The 19,940-nt window shown below is 66.1% G+C and carries 14 protein-coding genes and 2 pseudogenes; 8 read left to right on the forward strand and 8 right to left on the reverse strand.

The features are described from left to right. Positions 1-56 precede the first annotated feature (56 nt). The 4 genes from N792_RS03055 (at position 57) to N792_RS03070 (ending at position 3,688) form a co-directional block, all read left to right on the forward strand. Entirely contained in the window at positions 57-713 is a 657-nt protein-coding gene (locus tag N792_RS03055; protein ID WP_036192611.1) for a thiopurine S-methyltransferase, read from the forward strand. Between the two features lie 154 nt (positions 714-867). Then, positions 868-1,101 carry a heavy-metal-associated domain-containing protein gene (locus N792_RS03060; RefSeq protein ID WP_036192612.1) on the forward strand — a complete coding sequence of 78 codons (234 nt, stop codon included), beginning with the start codon at positions 868-870 and terminating at the stop codon, positions 1,099-1,101. A gap of 40 nt (positions 1,102-1,141) precedes the next feature. Continuing rightward, entirely contained in the window at positions 1,142-3,034 is a 1,893-nt protein-coding gene (locus tag N792_RS03065; RefSeq protein ID WP_198025567.1) for a heavy metal translocating P-type ATPase, read from the forward strand. Positions 3,035-3,073: 39 nt separating this feature from the next. After that, on the forward strand, positions 3,074-3,688 hold the full coding sequence (locus N792_RS03070) for a DUF6448 family protein (RefSeq protein ID WP_191150505.1): 615 nt from the start codon (positions 3,074-3,076) through the stop codon (positions 3,686-3,688). Positions 3,689-3,760: 72 nt separating this feature from the next. On the opposite strand, the pseudogene asnB reads toward N792_RS03070, so the two are convergent. Both asnB and N792_RS14310 read right to left on the reverse strand, forming a co-directional pair. Then, positions 3,761-4,058: pseudogene (asnB, locus tag N792_RS14160) on the reverse strand (asparagine synthase B); the annotation flags it as partial. Positions 4,059-4,068: 10 nt separating this feature from the next. Next, a pseudogene (locus N792_RS14310) lies at positions 4,069-4,182 on the reverse strand (LysR family transcriptional regulator); the annotation flags it as partial. A gap of 328 nt (positions 4,183-4,510) precedes the next feature. Here N792_RS14310 and N792_RS13365 point away from each other — a divergent pair. Beyond that, a complete protein-coding gene (locus N792_RS13365) occupies positions 4,511-6,841 on the forward strand; it encodes a M20/M25/M40 family metallo-hydrolase (protein WP_052103367.1) in 2,331 nt (776 codons plus the stop codon). A gap of 267 nt (positions 6,842-7,108) precedes the next feature. Here N792_RS13365 and dapE read toward each other — a convergent pair whose 3' ends face one another. From dapE to map, 5 genes are all read right to left on the reverse strand, one after another. Further along, the gene (dapE, locus tag N792_RS03080; RefSeq protein WP_036192614.1) at positions 7,109-8,275 is read right to left on the reverse strand and encodes a succinyl-diaminopimelate desuccinylase; all 1,167 of its coding nucleotides are present in this window, start codon (positions 8,273-8,275) and stop codon (positions 7,109-7,111) included. A 175-nt stretch (positions 8,276-8,450) separates the two neighbouring features. Further along, entirely contained in the window at positions 8,451-8,810 is a 360-nt protein-coding gene (locus N792_RS03085; RefSeq protein WP_036192615.1) for an arsenate reductase, read from the reverse strand. A 169-nt stretch (positions 8,811-8,979) separates the two neighbouring features. Then, positions 8,980-9,921: a 2,3,4,5-tetrahydropyridine-2,6-dicarboxylate N-succinyltransferase gene (dapD, locus tag N792_RS03090; RefSeq protein WP_036192916.1), complete on the reverse strand. Its 942-nt coding sequence runs from the start codon at positions 9,919-9,921 to the stop codon at positions 8,980-8,982. Beyond that, positions 9,888-12,500: a [protein-PII] uridylyltransferase gene (glnD, locus tag N792_RS03095; RefSeq protein WP_036192917.1), complete on the reverse strand. Its 2,613-nt coding sequence runs from the start codon at positions 12,498-12,500 to the stop codon at positions 9,888-9,890. The genes dapD and glnD overlap by 34 nt, the downstream gene beginning before the upstream one ends. A gap of 68 nt (positions 12,501-12,568) precedes the next feature. After that, positions 12,569-13,345 (reverse strand): type I methionyl aminopeptidase, encoded by a 777-nt coding sequence (map, locus tag N792_RS03100; protein ID WP_036192616.1) that lies wholly within the window; start codon positions 13,343-13,345, stop codon positions 12,569-12,571. A gap of 367 nt (positions 13,346-13,712) precedes the next feature. On the opposite strand from map, the gene rpsB reads away from it, so the two are divergent. Both rpsB and tsf read left to right on the forward strand, forming a co-directional pair. Continuing rightward, positions 13,713-14,555, forward strand: coding sequence for a 30S ribosomal protein S2 (gene rpsB, locus N792_RS03105; RefSeq protein WP_036192617.1), 843 nt, complete (start codon positions 13,713-13,715; stop codon positions 14,553-14,555). A 158-nt stretch (positions 14,556-14,713) separates the two neighbouring features. Further along, a complete protein-coding gene (gene tsf / locus N792_RS03110; protein ID WP_036192618.1) occupies positions 14,714-15,583 on the forward strand; it encodes a translation elongation factor Ts in 870 nt (289 codons plus the stop codon). Between the two features lie 230 nt (positions 15,584-15,813). Here the strand turns inward: tsf and N792_RS03115 are convergent, their stop codons facing one another. Beyond that, the gene (locus N792_RS03115; protein ID WP_036192619.1) at positions 15,814-18,855 is read right to left on the reverse strand and encodes a TonB-dependent receptor; all 3,042 of its coding nucleotides are present in this window, start codon (positions 18,853-18,855) and stop codon (positions 15,814-15,816) included. 292 nt (positions 18,856-19,147) lie between these two features. On the opposite strand from N792_RS03115, the gene pyrH reads away from it, so the two are divergent. Next, positions 19,148-19,870 carry a UMP kinase gene (pyrH, locus tag N792_RS03120; protein WP_036192620.1) on the forward strand — a complete coding sequence of 241 codons (723 nt, stop codon included), beginning with the start codon at positions 19,148-19,150 and terminating at the stop codon, positions 19,868-19,870. The last annotated feature ends 70 nt before the right edge of the window (positions 19,871-19,940 follow it).

Below are 19,940 nucleotides of genomic sequence, written 5' to 3' on the forward strand. Positions count from 1 at the left end.
GGCGCGTTGGGAAACCGTCGCAAGCGGATTACATCGAGGCGCAACGGAGAATCCTGATGGAACCCGAATTCTGGCAACAGCGTTGGCGCGAAGGCCGCATCGGCTTTCATCAGGACCGCGAGACGCCGCTGATGCTGAAGCACTGGTCCGCCCTGCAGGCGCCTCCGGGCAGCCGGGTGTTCGTGCCCTTGGCCGGCAAGAGTCTCGACATGGCGTGGTTCGCCGCACAGGGCCACCGCGTCCTCGGGGCCGAGTTGTCGGCGACGGCGATCGGTCAGTTCTTCGCCGAACACGCGCTGGAGCCGCACATCAGTGAATCGGCCATCGGCCGGCATTACCACGCCGGCGGTATCGAGATCATCCAGGGCGACGTGTTTGCGCTGGACACCGCGACCCTGTCCGACTGCAACATCGTGTACGACCGCGCCGCGCTGATCGCGCTGCCGCCACCCATGCGCCGGCGCTATGCCCGCGAGGTGTACGCGAAACTGCCGGCCGGCTGCCGGGGTTTGCTGATCACCCTGGAATACCCGCAGGACGAGAAAGCCGGCCCGCCGTTCTCGGTGGAAGAAAGCGAAGTCCGCGAGCTGTTCGAGCCGCTCTGGCACGTCGACGTCCTGGAACGCCGCGACATCCTCGCCCAGCAGCCGGCCTTCATCGCCGAGGGAGTCACCGCCTTGCAGACCGTGGTGTACGGTTTACGCCGGCAATAAGCCCACATATTGCGGTCAGCGTGCTTCGCCCCCGGAACCTGAACAGCAATGGACGCAGGCCGCCGAGTTGATTTATATCAACTCTTTCTAATATGCGGTGACGTACGGTAACAGTGTGGATCCTGCGGTATGGATCCGATCAAGGAGAAAACACATGAGCACTGTTCCCATCACCCATACGATCCTGCGTGCCGAGGGCTTTTCCTGCCCGTCGTGCGTCGAGAAGATCGAGAAACAGGTCGGCCGCATCGACGGCGTTGAGAAGGTGAAGGTCTATTTCGCGTCGGCGCGCATCGAGATTGACCACGATACGTCGAAGGTGTCGGTGGACGATCTCGTGGCAACGGTCGCAAAGGCCGGTTACAAATCGGCTCCGTCGGCGTTTTGATGACGTGAGCCGCCTCCAGCAATGGGTCACCGGAAAGTGGTTGGTCCCCGCACTTTCCGGGATCCTGATTGTTGCCTCGTTCGTGTTGGACAAGGCGCTCGGGGGCGCCGCGAATCCCTCCCTCGCGCCGCAGTGGTGGTTTGACGCCGGGGTCCACGCGACCCACAGCGCGGAATCATTCCTGCTCTCAGACCTGTTGATGCTGGCCGCGGCCGTCGTGGCCGGCTACGACATCGTGGTCAAGGCACTGCGTGCGCTGGTCGCCAGGATGATCGGCATCGACCTGCTGGTCTCGGTCGCGGCCATCGGCGCGATCCTGATCGGCAACTTCTGGGAAGCCGCGGCCGTCACCTTCCTGTTCGCCGTCGGCCATGCGCTGGAGGCGGCCACGCTCAACAAGACGCGCTCGGCATTGGCCGAACTGGTCGCCGTCGCCCCGGACACCGCCATCGTCATGCGCGACGGCGAACAGCAGGAGATCCCCGCCAGCCAGGTGCGGATGGGCGAGATCGTGCTGGTCAAGAACGGGGCCAAGGTGCCGGTCGACGGCCAGGTCGTGTCGGGTACCGGTGCGATCGACGAAGCTTCGATCACCGGCGAGTCGATTCCGGTGGAAAAGTCGAAGTCCGACCCGGTCTTCGCCGGCACCATCTCGCGCGGTGGCTTCCTGCAGGTGCTGGCCACCGGCATCGGCGCCGACACCACGCTGGCGCGCATCATCCACCGCGTCGAGGAGGCGCAGGACGCCAAGGCGCGGACGCAGTCCTTCATCGACCGGTTCTCGACGTGGTACACGCCCGGCGTGATGGTCCTGGCCCTGGTGGCAGGACTGGTCAGCGGCAACGTGGTGCTGGCGCTGACCTTGCTGGTCATCGGTTGTCCGGGCGCGCTGGTCATCTCGATTCCGGTGGCGATCGTGGCCGGCATCGGCCGTGCGGCGCGCAACGGCATCCTGATCAAGGGCGGCGAATTCCTGGAGACCGCTGCGAAAATCTCCGTGGTCGCCGTGGACAAGACTGGCACCCTCACCGAGGGCCGGCCGCAGCTGACCGACGTGGTGGTGCTGCACCCGTCCATGGGCCGTGCCGACGTGCTGCGCTGGGCCGCCGCCGCAGAGGCGGGCTCCGAACACCCGCTGGCACGCCCGATTCTGGACACCGCGATCGCCGAAGGCGTGGGCCCCGACGGCATCCCCGGCTCGGTCACGCCGGTGCCGGGCAAGGGCATCGTGTCCGACACCGACGGTCGCCGCGTGCTGATCGGCAACCCGGCGCTGCTGGAGCAGTACGGCATCAGTGACGATGCCGGCGCTGCCGAAGCGGCGCGTGCGCTGGCCGCGGCCGGCAAGACGCCGATGATCGTGGCGGTCGACCAGCAGGTGATCGGCGTGGTCGCGGTGGCCGACCGTCTTCGCGAGGACGCGAAGGAAATGGTGGCCCGCCTGTATGCCGCCGGCATCGACAAGGTGGTCATGCTCACCGGCGACACCCGGCTGGTGGCCGAGGCGGTCGGCAAGGCCACCGGCATCGGGGAGATCCACGCCTCGCTGCTGCCCGAGGACAAGCTGGACGCCGTCGCGAAACTGCAGCGCGAAGGCCACGTGGTGGCAATGGTCGGCGACGGCGTGAATGATGCCCCGGCGCTGGCGACCGCCAACATCGGCGTAGCCATGGGCGCCGCCGGCTCGGCAGTGGCGGTGGAAACCGCAGACATCGCGCTGATGGGCGACAACCTGCTCAAGCTGCCGGAGGCGATTCGCCTCGCCAAGCGCACCGTGGGCGTGATGCGACAGAACATCATCATCGCCCTGGCCACCGTGGTGGTACTGCTGGTGGGCGTGTTCGCCGGCGGGGTCACCATGTCACTGGGCATGCTGGTGCATGAGGGCTCGGTGCTGATAGTGATCCTCAACGCGATGCGGCTGTTGCGCTGAAGCGCAGAGAAGGACAAACCCAACCCAAGGAGAATTTCCATGCAGATGCAAACCCGTTTTCCCCGATTCACCGCGCTGGCGCTGGTAGTGGCGCTGGCGTTCGCAACCGCCGGCCCGGCGATGGCCCACTGCGACAGCCTGGACGGCCCGGTCATCGCCGATGCGCAAAAGGCCCTGATCGAGAAGAACGTGACGCCGGTCCTGAAGTGGATCCCGGCGAACGATGAGGCCGAGGTCCGCAGCGCGTTCGACATGGCCCTGGCAGTCCGCGGCGAAAGCGATACCGCCAGGACGGTCGCCGACAACTACTTCTTCGAAACCCTGGTCCGCGTGCACCGCGCCAGCGAGGGAGCGGGCTTCACCGGCATCAAACCGCTGGGCAGCATGGACCCCTCGATTGCGGCGGCGGACCGGGCGCTGGAGACCGGGAACGCCGATGCGCTGGCCGACCAGCTCGCCGCGGCGATCCGCGGACAGGTCAGCGAGCGCTTCGCGACCGCCTACAAACAACGGCAGGTCGCCGAGGACTCGGTCGAGCAGGGCCGCGAGTACGTGGAGTCCTACGTGCAGTTCACCCACTTCGTCGAAGCCGTGGACAAGTTGCTTACCGAAGGGATCAGCCACGCGCCCGGTGAAAGCGACCACGGGCACTGAACCCCGCGGGAAATCCTGAAAAGGCGGTTTCCAGGTCGAGGCGCAACGGTACTCAATGGGCGACGACCGCCATCAGTGCTGTGGTGCCGCCTGATGCACTCCACCACTGCCCTGCCCGACGGTTCGGCGGCATCGGCACGAGGCATCCCCAGCGATCGCGGCCGGTGATGAGCAGGCGAGCGACTTGCCGCCCGGCACCGTTTGCGCGCATGCCGCGCCGGGGAACAGCCGCTCGAAGATCCGCCGGTAGAAACAAGTCTCCCGGCTCTGCGGTAGGTTGACCGGCAACCGGTTGCGGCGGCCGCCATCGCAATCAACCTGCGCGGCGGCGTGCGCTTTTCAGGCCATCGAGCCAGCCATAGCCAACACCAACACCATCTGACAGAAAACCGGCGTATGGACCGTTGGATCAGGCACACACCCAGTCGCTCCTCCAGCATCGCGATCCGACGGCTGAGCTACGACTTCTGGACCTCCAGCGCGCGCCCCGTTTTCCTGCAACAGTCACGACCAGCACCTGAGTCCGTTCCTGCTGCTGAACTACGCCGACACTGCTCGCCCGGCAGTTGAAGAGCCGCGGCTTCAAGCACGTACGCCCGCTGGCAGGTGGATTCGCCGCCTGGAACGCCCACGGTTTTCCCATCGCGCGGGCATCGCAGAGTGACCGCCGAAACATACTGTTACGTGTTGACCGTCGGCATGCCATGAGGTGATCGCGCGCGGGTGATCCGGTAGTTGTTTCGTCCACTCCCATGCGAGCTTCAGATAGCCGGGCCGCGGCTATCATCGACAGGCCGTTTCCGGCCGGGCCTGGGGAAGAAGATGCCGCACAAGACGCCATCCGTTGACGCGGGCGTGCAAGCCGCCGGTGTGCGCCTGCCTGGTGCACACCTGGCCGGAGCGCGGCTGACGGCGGTCGTCATGCTGGCGCTGTTCGTGCTGATCGCGGGCTTGTCGCTGCGCGGCAGCGCGCCACCTGCTCCCGCGGGTTTCGACGCACCGGCGGAACTGTTCTCGGCGGCGCGGGCCAAAGCCGTGCTGGTGCGCCTGCTCGGCGACCAGTCGCCCCACCCGACCGGCAGCGCGGCCAACGCGGCGGTGCGCGACCGCATCGTGGCCGAGTTCGGGCAGTTGGGGATTCCGGTCGAGGTACAGCGCCGTTTCGCCTGCGGTGGCAGCACCTGCGCGACGGTCGACAACGTCGTGGCGAAGATCGCCGGCAAGGATCCGGAGCAGGCGGTGTTGCTGTCGGCCCATTACGACTCGGTCGCGGCCGGGCCGGGGGCGTCGGACGACGGCGCCGGAGTCGCGGCGATCATCGAGGTGGCGCGCGCCCTGCGGGCTGGTCCACCGTTGCCGCGCGACGTGTGGCTGCTCGCCAACGACGGCGAGGAGCTGGGCCTGATCGGTGCGGAGGCCTTCGCGCGCGAGCCGGAATTCGCCCGCATCGCCACCGCGATCAATCTGGAAGCGCGCGGCACCGGCGGTGCCAGCCTGCTGATCGAAACCCAGCCGGGCAACGCCGCACTGATGGCGGCCATCCGTCACCTGCTGCCGCGGCCGGGCGGTTCGTCGCTGGATTACGAGATCTACCAGACCCTGCCCAACGACACCGATTTCACCGTGTACCGGCGCGAGGGCCTGGCCGGCACCAACTTCGCCTGGGCACGCGGCGCGGCGCGTTACCACACACCGCTGGACGACATCGCCCACCTCGACCCCGGCTCGCTGCAGCAGCACGGCGACAACGCGCTGGCGATGGCGCGTGCGTTCGCCGCGGCGCCCGCATCGCTGCAGGCCACGCACGACGCGGTGTTCTTCGGCGTGCTGGGCACGGTGATGGGCGGCTGGCCTTCCACCTGGAACCCGGCGCTGCTGGTGCTGGGCCTGCTCACGTGGTTCACGTCGGCTTGGCGCCTGGCCCGCACCGGGGCGCTGAAAACCGCAGCACGGGCCGGTGCCGGTCTGACGGTATTGGCCGGCCTGGCGTTGCTGGGCGGATTCGGCTGGACATTGCACGCCGTGCTGGGGTGGCTGGGCGCGACGCCGGCGGCGTGGACCGCGCAAGGCGGCGTGCTGAGCGCGGCCTTCGTGCTGTCGGCACTGCCGATCGTTATCGTGCTCGGGCGTTGGGGCCGACGCCGCTTCGGCGATGCCGCGCTCGCCCTCGCCAGCCTGCTGCCGTTCGCCCTCATCGCCGTGTTCGCGGTGAACGCGATGCCGGGCGCCAGTCATCTGGGCCTGCTGCCGCTGCTCGCCGGTGCGGTGTGCGGCCATCTGTGGCCGAAACGGCCGGTCGTCTGGGCCGGAATCGCCGCGCTGGTTGCCGCCGGCCTGTGGTTTCCCTACGCAGCGGACAGCTACAGCGCGATCGGCCACCCCGGCCTGCCGGCCGCGACCCTGCTCACCGGCCTGATCCTGCTGCCGTTGCTGCCCGCGCTCAATGCGTCGGGCCGTCTTGCCGGCCGTGTCCTGGGCATCGCTGCAACCGCCGGCGTGCTGGTGCTCGCGGTGTTGTCGCTGGTTCGCCCGGCCTTCGATGCCGACGTCCCGCGCCCAATGAACCTGATGTATGCCGGCGCAGACAACGGCACGGGCGCGGACGCGCGCCTGTTCGCACAGCCCAATGCGACCCTGCCGCCCGGTTTCCTGCACGAGGCCGGCTTTGCGACGACATCGGAACCGATCGCGCCCTGGCTGGGCCGGGGATTCCCCGGCGTCCGCGGTCCGGCGCTGGCGCCGCCCGTGCTGCAGGTCGAACAGGATGTCCTTGTGGATGGCGAGCGCCGGATCAGCATCCGGCTGCATTCGCAACGCGGTGCCGACGAAGCCGGCCTGCTGCTTCCCGGCGGCATCGACGTGGCCGGCATCCGCGTGCAGGGTCAGCCGCTGGCACCGTCACGCTGGCATAAGCAGCCGGTCACGTGGCGCAAGGTGGCGCTGGTCGGCCTGCCGCAGGACGGGGCACGGTTCGAATTCCGGGCGACGCCGGGGCAAGCCGTCACCGTGTACGGCTACGACCGCTCGCACGGCATTCCGGATGCGCTGGCCGACAAGGTTCGCGCCCGCGATGCGGTCGCGATGCCCAGTGGCGGCGGCGATGCCACGTTGTCGTGGGTATCGCTTGAGTTGCCGGAATTGACCGCGCCGTAGTTCCCGGCGACTCGAAAGCACCGATCGGGGGCGCGGGTCACTGCATTGCCTATGCCCCGGCGAACATGGGAGTCGATGCACGGGTCGCGACTCATGTCGCTCCTGCAGGTGTAGATGGCTGTGCGGAGACTCTCGGAAACCGCGCCCTTGTCCTGCGGTTGCTTCGGTCGATGGACGCGCGCGACCGCAGGAGCGACGTGAGTCGCGAGCTCACTGATGCTGAAGCCGCACCTACGGGTGTGATGCCCTGCACTGACCTGGTCTGAGTCAGCCCAGCAGCCGTTCGATCAAAGCCAGATACAGGCCGGGCAAGGCCTCCAGGTCGGCCACCGAGACGTGTTCGTCGACCTGGTGGATGCTCGCGTTGACCGGCCCGATCTCGATGCACTGGGTGCCCAGGGTGGCGATGAAGCGTGCATCGGACGTCCCGCCGCCGGTGCTTTCCTCCGGAGCGTCGCCGCAGAAACGGGTCAGCACCTCACGGGTGGCGGCGCGCAGCGGGCCTTCGGGGGTGTGGAACGGCTCGCCACTGCGGTGCCAGTGGATCGCGTGGTCCAGGCCGTGCGCGCGCAGGATCGCCTCGCACTCGTGTTCGAGTTGATCGGCGTTCCAGGTCGGGTTGTAGCGCAGGTTGAACACCACCTGCAGCTCGCCCGGGATCACGTTGCTGGCGCCGGTGCCGGCATGGATGTTGCTGATCTGCAGGCTGGTCGGCGGGAACGATTCGTAGCCCGCGTCCCATTCGCGCGCCGTCAATTCGGCCAGCGCCGGCAGCGCCTGATGGATCGGATTGCGCGCCTTGTCGGGATAGGCGACATGGCCCTGCACGCCGCGCACGGTCAAGGTGCCGGTCAGGCTGCCGCGGCGTCCGACGCGCAGCAGATCGCCAAGCCGGGACGTGGAGGACGGCTCGCCGGTGATGCACCAGTCGATGCGCTCGCCGCGTTCGCGGAAGTGCTCCGTCACCCGGCGGACGCCGTCGATGGCATCGCCTTCCTCGTCGGAGGTCAGCAGCAACGCGAGGCGGCCGCGATGGTCCGGATGGGCGGCGACGAAGCGCTCGGCGGCAATGACGAACGCGGCCACGCTGCCCTTCATGTCGGCCGCGCCGCGCCCGTACAACATGCCATCGCGGACCTGCGGCTCGAACGGATCGCTGGCCCAGGCCTCGCGCGGCCCGGCCGGCACCACGTCGGTGTGGCCGAGCAGCACCAGGGTCGGTCCGTCGGCCTCGCCATCCGTGCCGCCATCCGTGCCGCGGTTCGTCCCACGGTGCGTCGCCCAGAGGTTGTCGACTGCCCCGAAACGCAGGTGCTCGCACTGGAAGCCGGCGCGTTGCAGGCGTTCGGCGATCAGCGGCTGGCAACCGGCGTCGTCGGGGGTGACCGATGGCCGCGCGATAAGGTCACGGGTGAGTTGGAGGACATCGGACATGGCGGAAATATCTCCTGTAGGCGCGGCTTCAGCCGCGAACCGGAACCGGTTTACCGACGCCGTTGCCGGATCGCCGGCCTCTCTTCGTTGTCCTGGACGATGCAGCCATGGCAGTTCGTGCATTGGGAACGATGTACAGGTCGCGGCTGAAGTCGCTCCTGCAACCGACGGAACGTCATGCGATCCCGAAGCGCTGCTTGAAGCCGTTGTCGCTGAAGCGCTGGGTCACCTGGCCGTCGTCGGTGACCACCACCGGGCGGCGGATCAGCTGCGGGTATTCCCGCAGCAGCAGTTTCCATTCGGCGTCCGACCCGGGGGCCTTGCGGTTGTCCGGCAACTGCCGCCAGGTGGTCGAGGACTTGTTGATCATCGCCTCCCAGCCGCCCAGCTTGTCCTTCCATTCCGTCAGCGTTTCCGGCGATTGCCGCTGGTCGCGGTAGTCGATGAACTCGTGCGCGATGCCGAAGCGGTCGAGCCACTTGCGCGCCTTGCGGCAGGTATCGCAATTGTTCAATCCGTAGAGCGTGGTGTTCATGGCACTCCAGAATTCCAAGGTGTGGGCGGGCGTTGCCGCGGGCGACCTTCGGCGGCAAGGACGCCGCCGAAGAGCCTACATGGACATACTTGCGGCGTGTCACCCGTGGCAACGCCCGCGTAGGGCGGATCAGCCGCAGGCGTAATCCACCGTTTTTCAACGTGCGCGGCTAATCCGCCAACCCGCGCAACAGGTCGTTGATGCTGGTCTTGGAGCGCGTCTTCGCATCGACCTGCTTGACGATCACCGCGCAGTACAGCGAGTGCGAGCCGTCCTTCGCCGGCAACTGCCCGGACACCACCACGCTGTAGGGCGGCACGTAGCCGTAGGAGATCTCCCCGGTCGCGCGGTTGTAGATGCGCGTGCTCTGGCCGATGAATACGCCCATGCCGATCACGCTGTGGTGGCCGACGACGACGCCCTCGACCACTTCCGAGCGCGCGCCGATGAAGCAATGGTCCTCGATGATCGTCGGCGTCGCCTGCAGCGGCTCGAGCACGCCGCCGATGCCGGCGCCCCCGGACAGGTGGCAGTGCTTGCCGATCTGCGCGCACGAACCCACCGTCGCCCAGGTGTCGACCATGCTGCCCTCGCCCACGTAAGCACCGATGTTGACGAAGCTCGGCATCAGCACCACGTCCCGGCCGATGTGGGCGCCGCGGCGCACGATCGCGCCGGGCACGACGCGCGCACCGAGCTGGCGGAACGCGGCCTCGTCGAAGTCGCCGAAGCGCGCCGGAATCTTGTCCCAGAACGGCGCCGGGTAGGCATCCACGAGTTCCATTTCCTGGGTGCGGAAATACAGCAGCACCGCCTTCTTCAGCCATGCGTTGACCTTCCAGCCGCCTTTTCCGTCGGGTTCGGCGACCCGGAATTCACCGTTCTCGATGCCGTCGATGACGCGTTCCACGGTTGGCCGGGTCGAGCCTTCGATCTCCTCGGGGGTCAGCGTGCCGCGACGCTCGAACGCGCCTTCGATGACGACCTTCAGCTCTTCCACGGCGGAAATGCCGGGCTGCACTTTCTTGTCCGCAACCTTCTTCACGGCGGTCTTGGCGGCGGACTTCTTGACTGGACTCACGGGTGTTCTCCTTCGAGGCAGGCGAGCAATTCGGCGCTCAGTGCCTGCCGGCGGTTCTCGTCCAGGGGTTGGTTGCGGCCCTGGGCATCGGTGGCGGTGATCTGGAAGACGTCTTCGGCGCGCGCGCCGAATGTCGCGATGCGCGCATCGTGCACGCGCAGGCGCTGGTTGCGCAGGATCCGGGCAACGTCGGCAAGCAGACCGGGACGGTCGGTACACACCAGGCTGAGGGTGCTGCGTCCCTGGCCGGCGTCGTCGAAACCGATCTTCGGCGGAATGCGGAAATGGCGCAGGTGGCGCGGCTGGGTGCGCCGGGCCGGCCGGATGTCTTCCAGCGGCCCGTCCAGCGCCTGGGTCAATCGACGCGCGACCTCGTCGGCAACCGGCGCACGCCGCGGATCGCCCGGGATGACTTCAAAGGTGTCGAAAATGGTGCCGTTGGGGCCGTCCAGAACCCGCGCGTGCTGGATCTCCAGGCCGCAGCGGTCGAGCACGGCGACGATCGCGGCAAACAGCCCGTCGCGATCCAGCGAGTGCACGAATACTTCCAGCGCCCCGGTATCGGCCGCCACCGGGCGCACCCTTACCCGCGTCTCGCCCTCCGCCAGCCCCCGCAGCGACGCCGCCTGCCAGGCGAGCTGGTCCGGCCGGCCACGCTGGAAACCGATTTCGGGCATGCGCGCGAACAGCGCATCGATCCCGGCATCGTCGATGCCGAAGGTCGTGAGCCGGGTGCGCACGGCCTGGCGCGTCTCGGCGCTGCGCTCGGCCGCCGCCAGCGGGTTCTCCAGCCCGCGCCGCAACGCCAGCCGGGTGGCGGTGTAGAGGTCGGCCATCAGCCGGTCCTTCCACGCATTCCACAGCTTCGGCGAGGTGCCGGCGATATCGGCGCAGGTCAGCAGGTACAGGTGGTCGAGCCGTTCGCGATCGCCCACCACGGTGGCAAAACGATGGATCACCTCGGGGTCGGCGATGTCCTGCTTCTGCGCGGTGATCGACATCAGCAGGTGCTTGCGGACCAGCCATTCCACCAGCGCGGTATCCGCCTCGCCCAGCCCGATCGTGCGGCAGAAGACCCGCGCGTCATCGCCGCCCAGCTCGGAATGGTCGCCGCCGCGGCCCTTGGCGATGTCGTGGAACAGGCCGGCCAGCAGCAGCAACTCGGGCTTGCGCAGCCGCGGCCAGACCTCGTGGGCGAGCGCGAAACGCTCGCTCGGGCCACCCGAGGCGAACGACGCGAGGTTCTTGAGTACCGCCAGGGTGTGCTGGTCGACCGTGTAGACGTGGAACAGGTCGAACTGCATCCGCCCGGACACCCGCAGGAATGCCGGGATCCAGCGCCCGAGCACGCCCAGCCGGGCCATCCGGGTCAGCGTGCGCACCGGCTGGGTGCCGCGCAGCAACGCCATGAACTGCTGCCGCAACGCCGGCTCGGCGCGGGAAAAATCCGGCAGCATCGGCAGCGCCTCGGCCAGCGCCCGGGCGGTGTGCGAATGCAGGCCGTTCAACTCGCCGCGCATCGCCCAGGCCGAGAACAGCGCGAAGATCTGCGCCGGTGTCCGGGGCCAGTCCGCCTCGCGCGCGGCCAGATAGCCACGACGCAGCTCGAACAGCGCGTCCAGCGGCTCCGGTTCGGCCTCGCCCTCCAGCTGCTCCTCGAAACGCTGCAGCAGGCGATCGCCGATCCGCAGCACCAGCGAGGCGCTGCGGTAGAACGCCTGCATCATCTGCTCGACCGCCAGCGTGCCGCCAACATCCTCGAACCCCAGCCGCGTCGCCAGCAGCTTCTGGTAATCGAACCGCAACCGCTCCTCGCGCTTTCCTGCCACCAGATGCAGGCCGTAGCGCAGCCGGGCCAGGGTGCGGCGCGCGCGCTCCAGCGTGGCGACCTCGTCGGCACCCAGCTGGCCGAACGCCACCAGCGATTCCATGTCGGCGGTGCCGATGATGCGCAGCGCCATCCAGCTCAGTGTCTGCACGTCGCGCAGGCCACCGGGGCCTTCCTTGAGGTTCGGTTCCAGGTTGTCGGCGGTGTCGTCGAAACGCGCGTGCCGCTCACGCAACTCCGCGCGTTTGGCCTCGAAAAACGGCTGCGGCGGCCAGACCAGCAGGGGCGACACCGCCGCCTGCAATTCGCGGCGCTCGTGCTCGTTGGCGGCCAGCGGGCGCGCCTCGAGCATCGCCGTCAGCACCGTGATGTCCTCGATCGAGGCTTCGGTGCACTGCGCCAACGAACGCACGGCATGGCCGACCGGCAAGCCGGAATCCCACAGCAAGGTGAAAAACCGCCCCAGTGCATCGGCGTACTGCTGCGAGACGGCCGGTTCGGCCAATACCAGCAGGTCGATATCTGACTGCGGGTACAACTCGCCGCGACCGTAGCCGCCGACGGCAAACAGCGCGAGCCCGGCATCGGTAGGAATGCAGCGCAGCCACGCCGCCTGGACCAGCGCATCGACCGCCGCCGCGCGCTCGGCCAGCAGGCGATCGATGCCGGCCTCGGCCTCGACCCCGGTGTCGAAACGGCTGGCGAACGCCGCATCGGTCGCGGCCAGGCCCTCGCGCGCCGTCGCCGCCCAGGCGGTGTCCTGTTGTTGCAGGGACTGCATGTCCTGCGGCGCCGCAGGCAGTTCCGCGCCCCGGACCCCGGCCGGACCGGCGGCAGGGTCGGGCCCGGTCATAGGTCGTTGTCGTCGCCCGGCACGCGGGTCAAGATCTCGACCCCGTCCCCGGTCACCAGCACGGTGTGCTCCCATTGCGCGGACAGCGAACGGTCCTTGGTCACCACCGTCCAGCCATCGGGCAGCACGCGGGTGTGGCGCTTGCCGGTGTTGATCATCGGCTCGATGGTGAAGGTCATGCCGGCCTCCAGCACCAGCCCTTCCCCGGCGTTGCCGTAATGCAGCACCTGCGGCTCGTCGTGGTAGACCTTGCCGATGCCGTGGCCGCAGTACTCGCGCACGACGCTGAAGCGCTCCGACTCGGCATATTGCTGGATCGCATGGCCGATATCGCCCAGGGTCGCGCCCGGCCGGACCACGCGGATGCCGCGGAACATCGCTTCGCGGGTCACGTCCACCAGCCGCTGCGCCAGCACCGACGGGGTACCGACGATGTACATGCGGCTGGTGTCGCCATGCCAGCCGTCCTTGATCACGGTGACGTCGATATTGACGATGTCGCCGTCCTTCAGGATCTTGGCCTCGCTCGGGATGCCGTGGCAGATGACGTTGTTGACCGAGGTGCAGATCGTCTTGGGGAAACCCTTGTAGCCGACGTTCGCGGGGACCGCCTTCTGCACGTTGACGATGTGGTCGTGGCAGATGCGGTCCAGCTCTTCGGTGCTGACACCGGCTTTCACGTGCGGCGCGACGATCTGCAGCACTTCGGCCGCCAGGCGACCGGCGATGCGCATCTTTTCGATCTCTTCGGGGGTTTTGAGGTTGATAGCCATTCGCGCATTATCGCCGATTGGCACCGCGCCGGGGCCTGCGCCTGGCAGGCCCGGACGGAGCGCCGCGGCCGGCTCAGCCGCTGCGCACGGAAATCGGCACCACCCGCGTGCTTGCCGCTCCCGCCTGCGGCCGTTACAATCCGCGGGCTGTGCAGGTCTTGCGCCTTCACACCGCCCACGTCGGGCGTCACCGACGAATACACACCCGCTGCCAAAGCCCGTGCCGGGGTGCTTCAAGGCTTGTCGCCACGAAGTTCGGTCACGGAAGCAGTGGGGAAGTCCAACCCCGGAATCCTTGCCTCGGCTCACGCCGATGCAGCCGCCCCACCCTATCCGGCGGCCGGATTCCCTTATCGGAGTTACCGCAATGCCCCAGATCACCATGCGCCAGATGCTGGAAGCCGGCGTCCATTTCGGACACCAGACCCGCTACTGGAACCCGAAGATGAGCCCGTACATCTTCGGCGCCCGCGGCAAGATCCACATCATCAACCTCGAGAAGACCGTCCCGTTGTTCAACGACGCGATGAACTTCATCTCGAGCATCGCCCAGAAGCGCGGCGTCATCCTGTTCCTGGGCACCAAGCGCAGCGCCCGCGAGTCGATCAAGGAAGAAGCCGAGCGTTGCGGCATGCCGTACATGAACCAGCGCTGGCTCGGCGGCACCCTGACCAACTTCGCCACGGTGAAGAAGTCGGTGGGTCGCCTGAAGGAGCTGGAAGCGGCCGAGACCGACGGCACCTTCGACAAGCTGGTCAAGCACGAGGTGCTGAACCTGCGTCGCGAGCGCGACAAGAAGCTCGCCTCGCTGGGCGGCATCAAGGAAATGAACCGCCTGCCGGACGCGATCTTCGTGATCGACATCGGCCATGAGGACATCGCGATCAAGGAAGCCCGGAAGCTCGGCATCCCGGTCATTGCCGTGGTCGACACCAACTACGACCCGACCCTGGTCGATTACGCGATCCCGGGCAACGACGACGCCATCCGCGCCGTGCAGCTGTACGCCCGTGCCGCCGCCGACGCCGTGCTGGAAGGCAAGGCCGCCGCGCCGTCGGCCGCCAGTGTCCGCGAGGAAGACTTCATCGAAGGCGAAAACGCCAGCGAGAAGCCGCGCCGCGCACCGGCGAAGAAGGCTCCGGCCAAGAAGGCCGATGAGGCCGCACCTGCTGCCGAAGCCAAGGCCGACGAAGCGCCGGCCGCCGAGTAATACCGCTGTCGCGCGGCCGCACGATACTGCGGCCGCGCTCCCTTCATGTAGGAGCGGCTTCAGCCGCGGTCACGGCTGGACTTGCCGCAAGGCTCGTCACCGGATCCATCGCGGCTGAAGCCGCTCCTACAGCCCTGAACATTCGAGGTAAAACCCCCATGGCAGAGATCACCGCTTCCCTGGTCAAGGAACTGCGCGAGCGCACCGGCGCCGGCATGATGGAGTGCAAGAAGGCACTCGTGGAAAACAATGGCGACGTCCAGGTCGCCGCCGAGTGGCTGCGCAAGCAGGGCCTGGCCAAGGCCGACAAGAAGGCCGACCGCGTTGCCGCCGAAGGCCGCGTCGTGTCCGCCCAGACCGACGGCAAGGCCGTGCTGGTCGAGATCAACTCCGAGACCGACTTCGTCGCCAAGGACAGCAACTTCCTGGCCTTCACCGATGCCGTCGGCGAAGCCGCCCTGCAGGCCGCTGACATCGAAACGCTCAAGAACACCAAGCTGGCATCCGGCGAGACCGTCGAGGAAGCCCGCGCTGCCGTGATCGCCAAGGTCGGCGAGAACGTCCAGGTCCGCCGCATGGCCCGCATCGACAGTGCCAACACCGTGTCGGCCTACGTCCACGGCGGCCGCATCGGCGTGCTGGTCGAGCTGACCGGCGGCAACCCCGAGCTGGCCCGCGGCCTGGCGATGCACATCGCCGCGATGAACCCCCCGTACATCTCGCCGGCCCACGTCCCCGCCGACTTCGTCGCCAAGGAAAAGGAAATCGCCCTGGCCCAGGTCAAGGACACCGGCAAGCCCGCCGATATCCTCGAGAAGATGATTTCCGGCAAGGTCGCCAAGACCGTCAACGAGCTGTGCCTCACCGGCCAGCCCTACGTGCTGGACACCAACCAGAGCGTGGAGCAGATGCTCAAGTCCGCCGGTGCCGAAGTGATCAGCTTCGTCCGCATCGCCGTCGGCGAAGGCATCGAGAAGCAGACCGACGACTTCGCCTCCGAGGTCATGAAGCAGGCCGGCCTGGCGTAAGCCAACCGCAAGATTCTGTTCTGAAAAACCGCGGGCAACCGCGGTTTTTTGTGCGCCGCTGTCTGCAGCAACCGTGAACGAAGCACGTATTCCGTTATCTGCAACGCCAAAAAGAAGGCCGCCTTCCGGCGGCCAAGATTGGAGAGAGTCAAGAGCCGGCAGGCCGATAATGGCGCCTTGTGCCGGCGAGGCATCGCCAGCCTGCGCTGACGATGCCCCTGACGGCCAGACTAGAAGTCGTAGCGCACCGCAAACCGGACATTGCGCGGGGTCGAGAAGCTCAATGGACGCCCTGTCTGGTTGTACGGAACACCGATACCGCCCAGCTCGCCATATTCGACCATGTTCTGTGCGACCTGCGAATCGAACACGTTGAATACATCGAGCGAGAACACCAACGCGTTGTTGGCAAAGTTTGGCGCGTATGAAACACCCAGATCGAGCTTGTTGGTCCACGGCATCCGACCACTGGTGCCACGGGCGACAGGCTGCCCATTGCAGTAGTGGTAGTAGGGACCGCCATAGGCATAGAACTCGTTGAACTCCTCATTCTCCGGGGTATCCGGATAGTAGCCGGTGCAGTTCTTCGGCCGTCCGGACTGGAACGTCGCAGCAGCCGAGAAGCGCCACTCGGGAGTCAACTGATAGAAGCCATACCCCTTGACGTAATGACGACGATCATTCGGCAGATAGCCATTCGCGTAGTCCATCAGCTCCGGGTGATCCCAATCCATGGTCTGGGAAACATCGCCCTGACCGACGTCCGACTTGAGCTGGCCTTCGGCATTGCCGTAGTTGCGGGATAAGGTGTAATCCAGACGCCCGTACCATTTGCCGTCAAACGCACGCTCAACGAACATGTCGATGCCCTGATACATCCGCTTCAACTTGGGAAATCCAAGCTCCTCGGCGGTCAGTGCGACTTCCACCAGCTTCCCGGTTCCATCATCCAGCATGAAGGTATTGGCTTCGCCCGGATTGAACAGACGGCAGTTTGCCAACTCGTTCCCCAGCTGATCCGCCATTTCCTCCGACATCCCACGGTCGATGGCCCATTTGTAGGCTGGCCGGTAATCGCACATGTCGTCGATGGCCGACTTGAGATCCCGGTGGACATAACGGGCGCCGACATTGATCGAGTCGGTCATCCGCTTTTCGAACCCGAGCACGAACTCATCCTGGAAGTGCGACTTCAACCCCTTCGCCGTAACCGAGTCCGGATCAGGGGCCTGGCCATATTCCCGGTTTGACGAGTACGGCCCGTCTCCCAAGGCCGTCAGCCCCAGGGGCGCGCCCGTCGCCGGATCGAACCCGGTGAAGGAGAAGTATTCGTTCGTGTAGAGCGATCCCGCCGCACCACGCAGCGCCACGTTGTTGGGCATTGCCAGATGGTAACGACCCGCATTGGCGAACGCCTTCAGCGAAGAGTCTCCAAATACATCCCAACTGGCGCCGATACGCGGAGCCCACTGGTTCTTCTGCTCCGCATAGACGATGTTGTCCGCATTGAAATTGCGGAAATTCTCGTTACGCAGGCCCAGCGTCAACAGCCATTGATCGGTGATCTGCCAACGATCCTCCAGGTAATACGCCCATTGCTTTACCGTAAAGGTTCCGCCATTCGCATATTTGTACTGCGAAACATAGTCACCCGAACCTCCCGGGCAGATGGCTCCGCCACCGCCGGGAATAGCGTCGCCGGCATGACCGGTACCGCAGGTCTGATATATCCAACGGTAGCCATTGGGCCCGGAAGTCACCTGGCCCGCGCGCGATGTGGAGTCCTGCCGGTCGTAGCCGAGTCGCAGGGCGTGATCCGCCAGCCGCCATTCCAGATCCAGGCGTCCACCTTCGGTTTCGTCAAAAGCATCCGGGAACGCGAGCTGAGCGTAGGTACCGCGCTGGATCGGGTCGGGGATGGAACGGCTGTCACTTACATAAACGACACTGGGGTCATAGCCAAACGGTTCGGCGACGTGATCCTGCTTCTGCTGCCCATACAGAGCGCTCAAGGTCAGGTTGTCGGAAAGATAGCCGGTGTACTTGCCGATATACAGCTCGCCGCCATCCTCGTAGTAGTAGCCACCGGTCTTGCTGGTGCCCTTCGTGGTTTCATTAGTGCCAGGCGTATATACATAGGGGAAGTAATCGACCGTCTGTTTGGTGATGTCGGACACCGCAGTCACTTCCAGCAGATGATTGTCGGTGATGTTCCAGTCCAGCTTCGCCATCCAGCGCGGGATTTCATAATGTGAGCGCTGATAGCCGTTGGTTGCGCCGCCCGGCCGCGCCAGAACGCCGTCCTGATCCTGATCTTGGGCCTCAGCGGTCACATACACAAACAACCGGTCCTGGATGATGGGGCCGCTTGCCGACAGACCGTAACTCCAGGAATTGACATCAATCTCCTGACGTTTTTGATAGATCAACCCATCATTGGCCGTGCCGTTGTTCGGATAGATGATGTTCCTGTAGTCCGCCCGCAGCGACGCGGGGTTGTAGGTCATCAGCCCGCCAAACTTCCACTCGTTGCCACCGCGATTGGTCACGATATTGACGACGCCGCCTGTGGCGCGCCCGAATTCAGCACCATAGCCTCCGGTGATTACCTGCATCTGGCTGATGCCATCAAACGGCAAAGTTGTCGAACCCAGGTTGGTCAGGGGATTGGTGACGGCGTAACCGTTGATGTAGAACGCGTTCTCGGATGCCGCGGATCCGCCAAAAGACGCCGTACCCGGATAACGCGAGTCCGCCTGGATCACGCCGGGCGCGAGCAGCGCCACGGCTTCGATGCTTCTTCCTACCGGCAGTTTTTCCAGCTGCTGCGCGGTGAATACCGTGCGCGTATCCGTGGAGGACACGTCGATCATGGACGCAGCGGATGCCGTCACCATGATCCGGTCGAGGTCGGTTGCCGCTGCACCGCCCGCGCCCCCTGCAGTCGCGAAGGAGACCTCGCGGCCGGATCCGAGCTGGACCTCTACGCGCTCCTGCGTAGCGAGGACCTGCCCATCCCGTTGCAGAGTGACGTTGTAAACCCCCGTGGGCAGCGACGTGGCGCTATATCGACCGCTGGCATCACTCGTGATCTGGCGGGTAAGACCGGTGTTTACGTTCTCGATGACAACCGTAGCCCCCGGCTGGCCGGTGGAACCGGAGATGGAACCGGCAACGTTGGATTGGGCGTGCACGCCCGAAGCAACGCAAAAGCCGAGCGCAACGGTCAATGCACTGCGACGCAGAGTACGGTGAATGGATGTTTTCGACACGTGGCTACTCCCCTCAACACTGTCAATGAATGGCCCAGATGGGCGTACCGACTATCTCTCCCGCCGCTATTCTTAACAAGACATTAATTATTGAGCATCGAAGAAATGTGACTGATATCGCACTTTTAAACGGGCAAGCGCCCAAACAGACCCTTGAGAAAGACGCGATCGCGTGATTTGCATTCGTAAATGCAAAGTCAGGCATGAAGTACGGACCTCCAAGGCGGGAGCAAGCGGCCGACGCGGAGCTTCCCGTACAATTGCCGCGTTTGCCCACCCACAAGAGGTCACCATGTCCCAGCTCGCCTATCGCCGCATCCTGTTGAAGCTTTCCGGCGAGGCGCTGATGGGCAACGAGGACTACGGCATCGACCCGCTGGTCATCCACCGGCTCGCGCGCGAGGTGATGGAGGCGCAGCAGGCGGGGGCGGAAGTCGCGCTGGTCATCGGCGGCGGCAACATCTTCCGTGGCGCGGGACTGGCCGCAGGCGGCATGGACCGGGTCACCGGCGACCAGATGGGCATGCTGGCCACGGTGATCAATGCGCTGGCGATGCAGGACGCGCTGGAAAAGCTCGGCGCCAAGGCGCGGGTGATGAGCGCGATCAAGATCAACGACGTGTGCGAGGACTACATCCGCCGGCGCGCGATCCGCCACCTGGAAAAGGGCCGGCTGGTGATCTTCGCCGCCGGCGTGGGCGCACCGTTTTTCACCACCGACTCGGGGGCCGCACTGCGCGCGATCGAGATCGGCGCCGACCTGTTGCTGAAGGCGACCAAGGTCGATGGCGTGTACGACAAGGACCCCAACAAGCACGACGATGCAGTGCGCTACGACACCCTCACCTATGACGATGTGATCACCCGCAACCTGCAGGTGATGGACACGGCGGCCTTCGCGCTCGCCCGCGACAGCGATCTGCCGTTGCGGATTTTCGACATGAGCCAGCCGGGCGAGTTGCTGCGGATCCTGCGCGGGGAACCCATCGGCACCCTGGTGCAGGGACGCAGCTGAAACACCTCTTCCACCGGAAGCAGGTGCCGGACGAGAGACGTCGCGACTTGCCGTAAACGGGTGGCCGACG

This window comes from Lysobacter concretionis Ko07 = DSM 16239, assembly GCF_000768345.1.
In the GTDB taxonomy this organism is placed as follows: Bacteria; Pseudomonadota; Gammaproteobacteria; order Xanthomonadales; family Xanthomonadaceae; genus Novilysobacter; species Novilysobacter concretionis.

Coding starts and splice junctions, on each gene's coding strand:
- N792_RS03055 (WP_036192611.1), top strand. CDS start 57: ATGGAACCCGAATTCTGGCAACAGCGTTGGCGCGAAGGCCGCATCGGC.
- N792_RS03060 (WP_036192612.1), top strand. CDS start 868: ATGAGCACTGTTCCCATCACCCATACGATCCTGCGTGCCGAGGGCTTT.
- N792_RS03070 (WP_191150505.1), top strand. CDS start 3,074: ATGCAGATGCAAACCCGTTTTCCCCGATTCACCGCGCTGGCGCTGGTA.
- N792_RS13365 (WP_052103367.1), top strand. CDS start 4,511: ATGCCGCACAAGACGCCATCCGTTGACGCGGGCGTGCAAGCCGCCGGT.
- dapE (WP_036192614.1), bottom strand. CDS start 8,275: ATGTCCGATGTCCTCCAACTCACCCGTGACCTTATCGCGCGGCCATCG.
- N792_RS03085 (WP_036192615.1), bottom strand. CDS start 8,810: ATGAACACCACGCTCTACGGATTGAACAATTGCGATACCTGCCGCAAG.
- glnD (WP_036192917.1), bottom strand. CDS start 12,500: ATGCAGTCCCTGCAACAACAGGACACCGCCTGGGCGGCGACGGCGCGC.
- map (WP_036192616.1), bottom strand. CDS start 13,345: ATGGCTATCAACCTCAAAACCCCCGAAGAGATCGAAAAGATGCGCATC.
- rpsB (WP_036192617.1), top strand. CDS start 13,713: ATGCCCCAGATCACCATGCGCCAGATGCTGGAAGCCGGCGTCCATTTC.
- tsf (WP_036192618.1), top strand. CDS start 14,714: ATGGCAGAGATCACCGCTTCCCTGGTCAAGGAACTGCGCGAGCGCACC.
- pyrH (WP_036192620.1), top strand. CDS start 19,148: ATGTCCCAGCTCGCCTATCGCCGCATCCTGTTGAAGCTTTCCGGCGAG.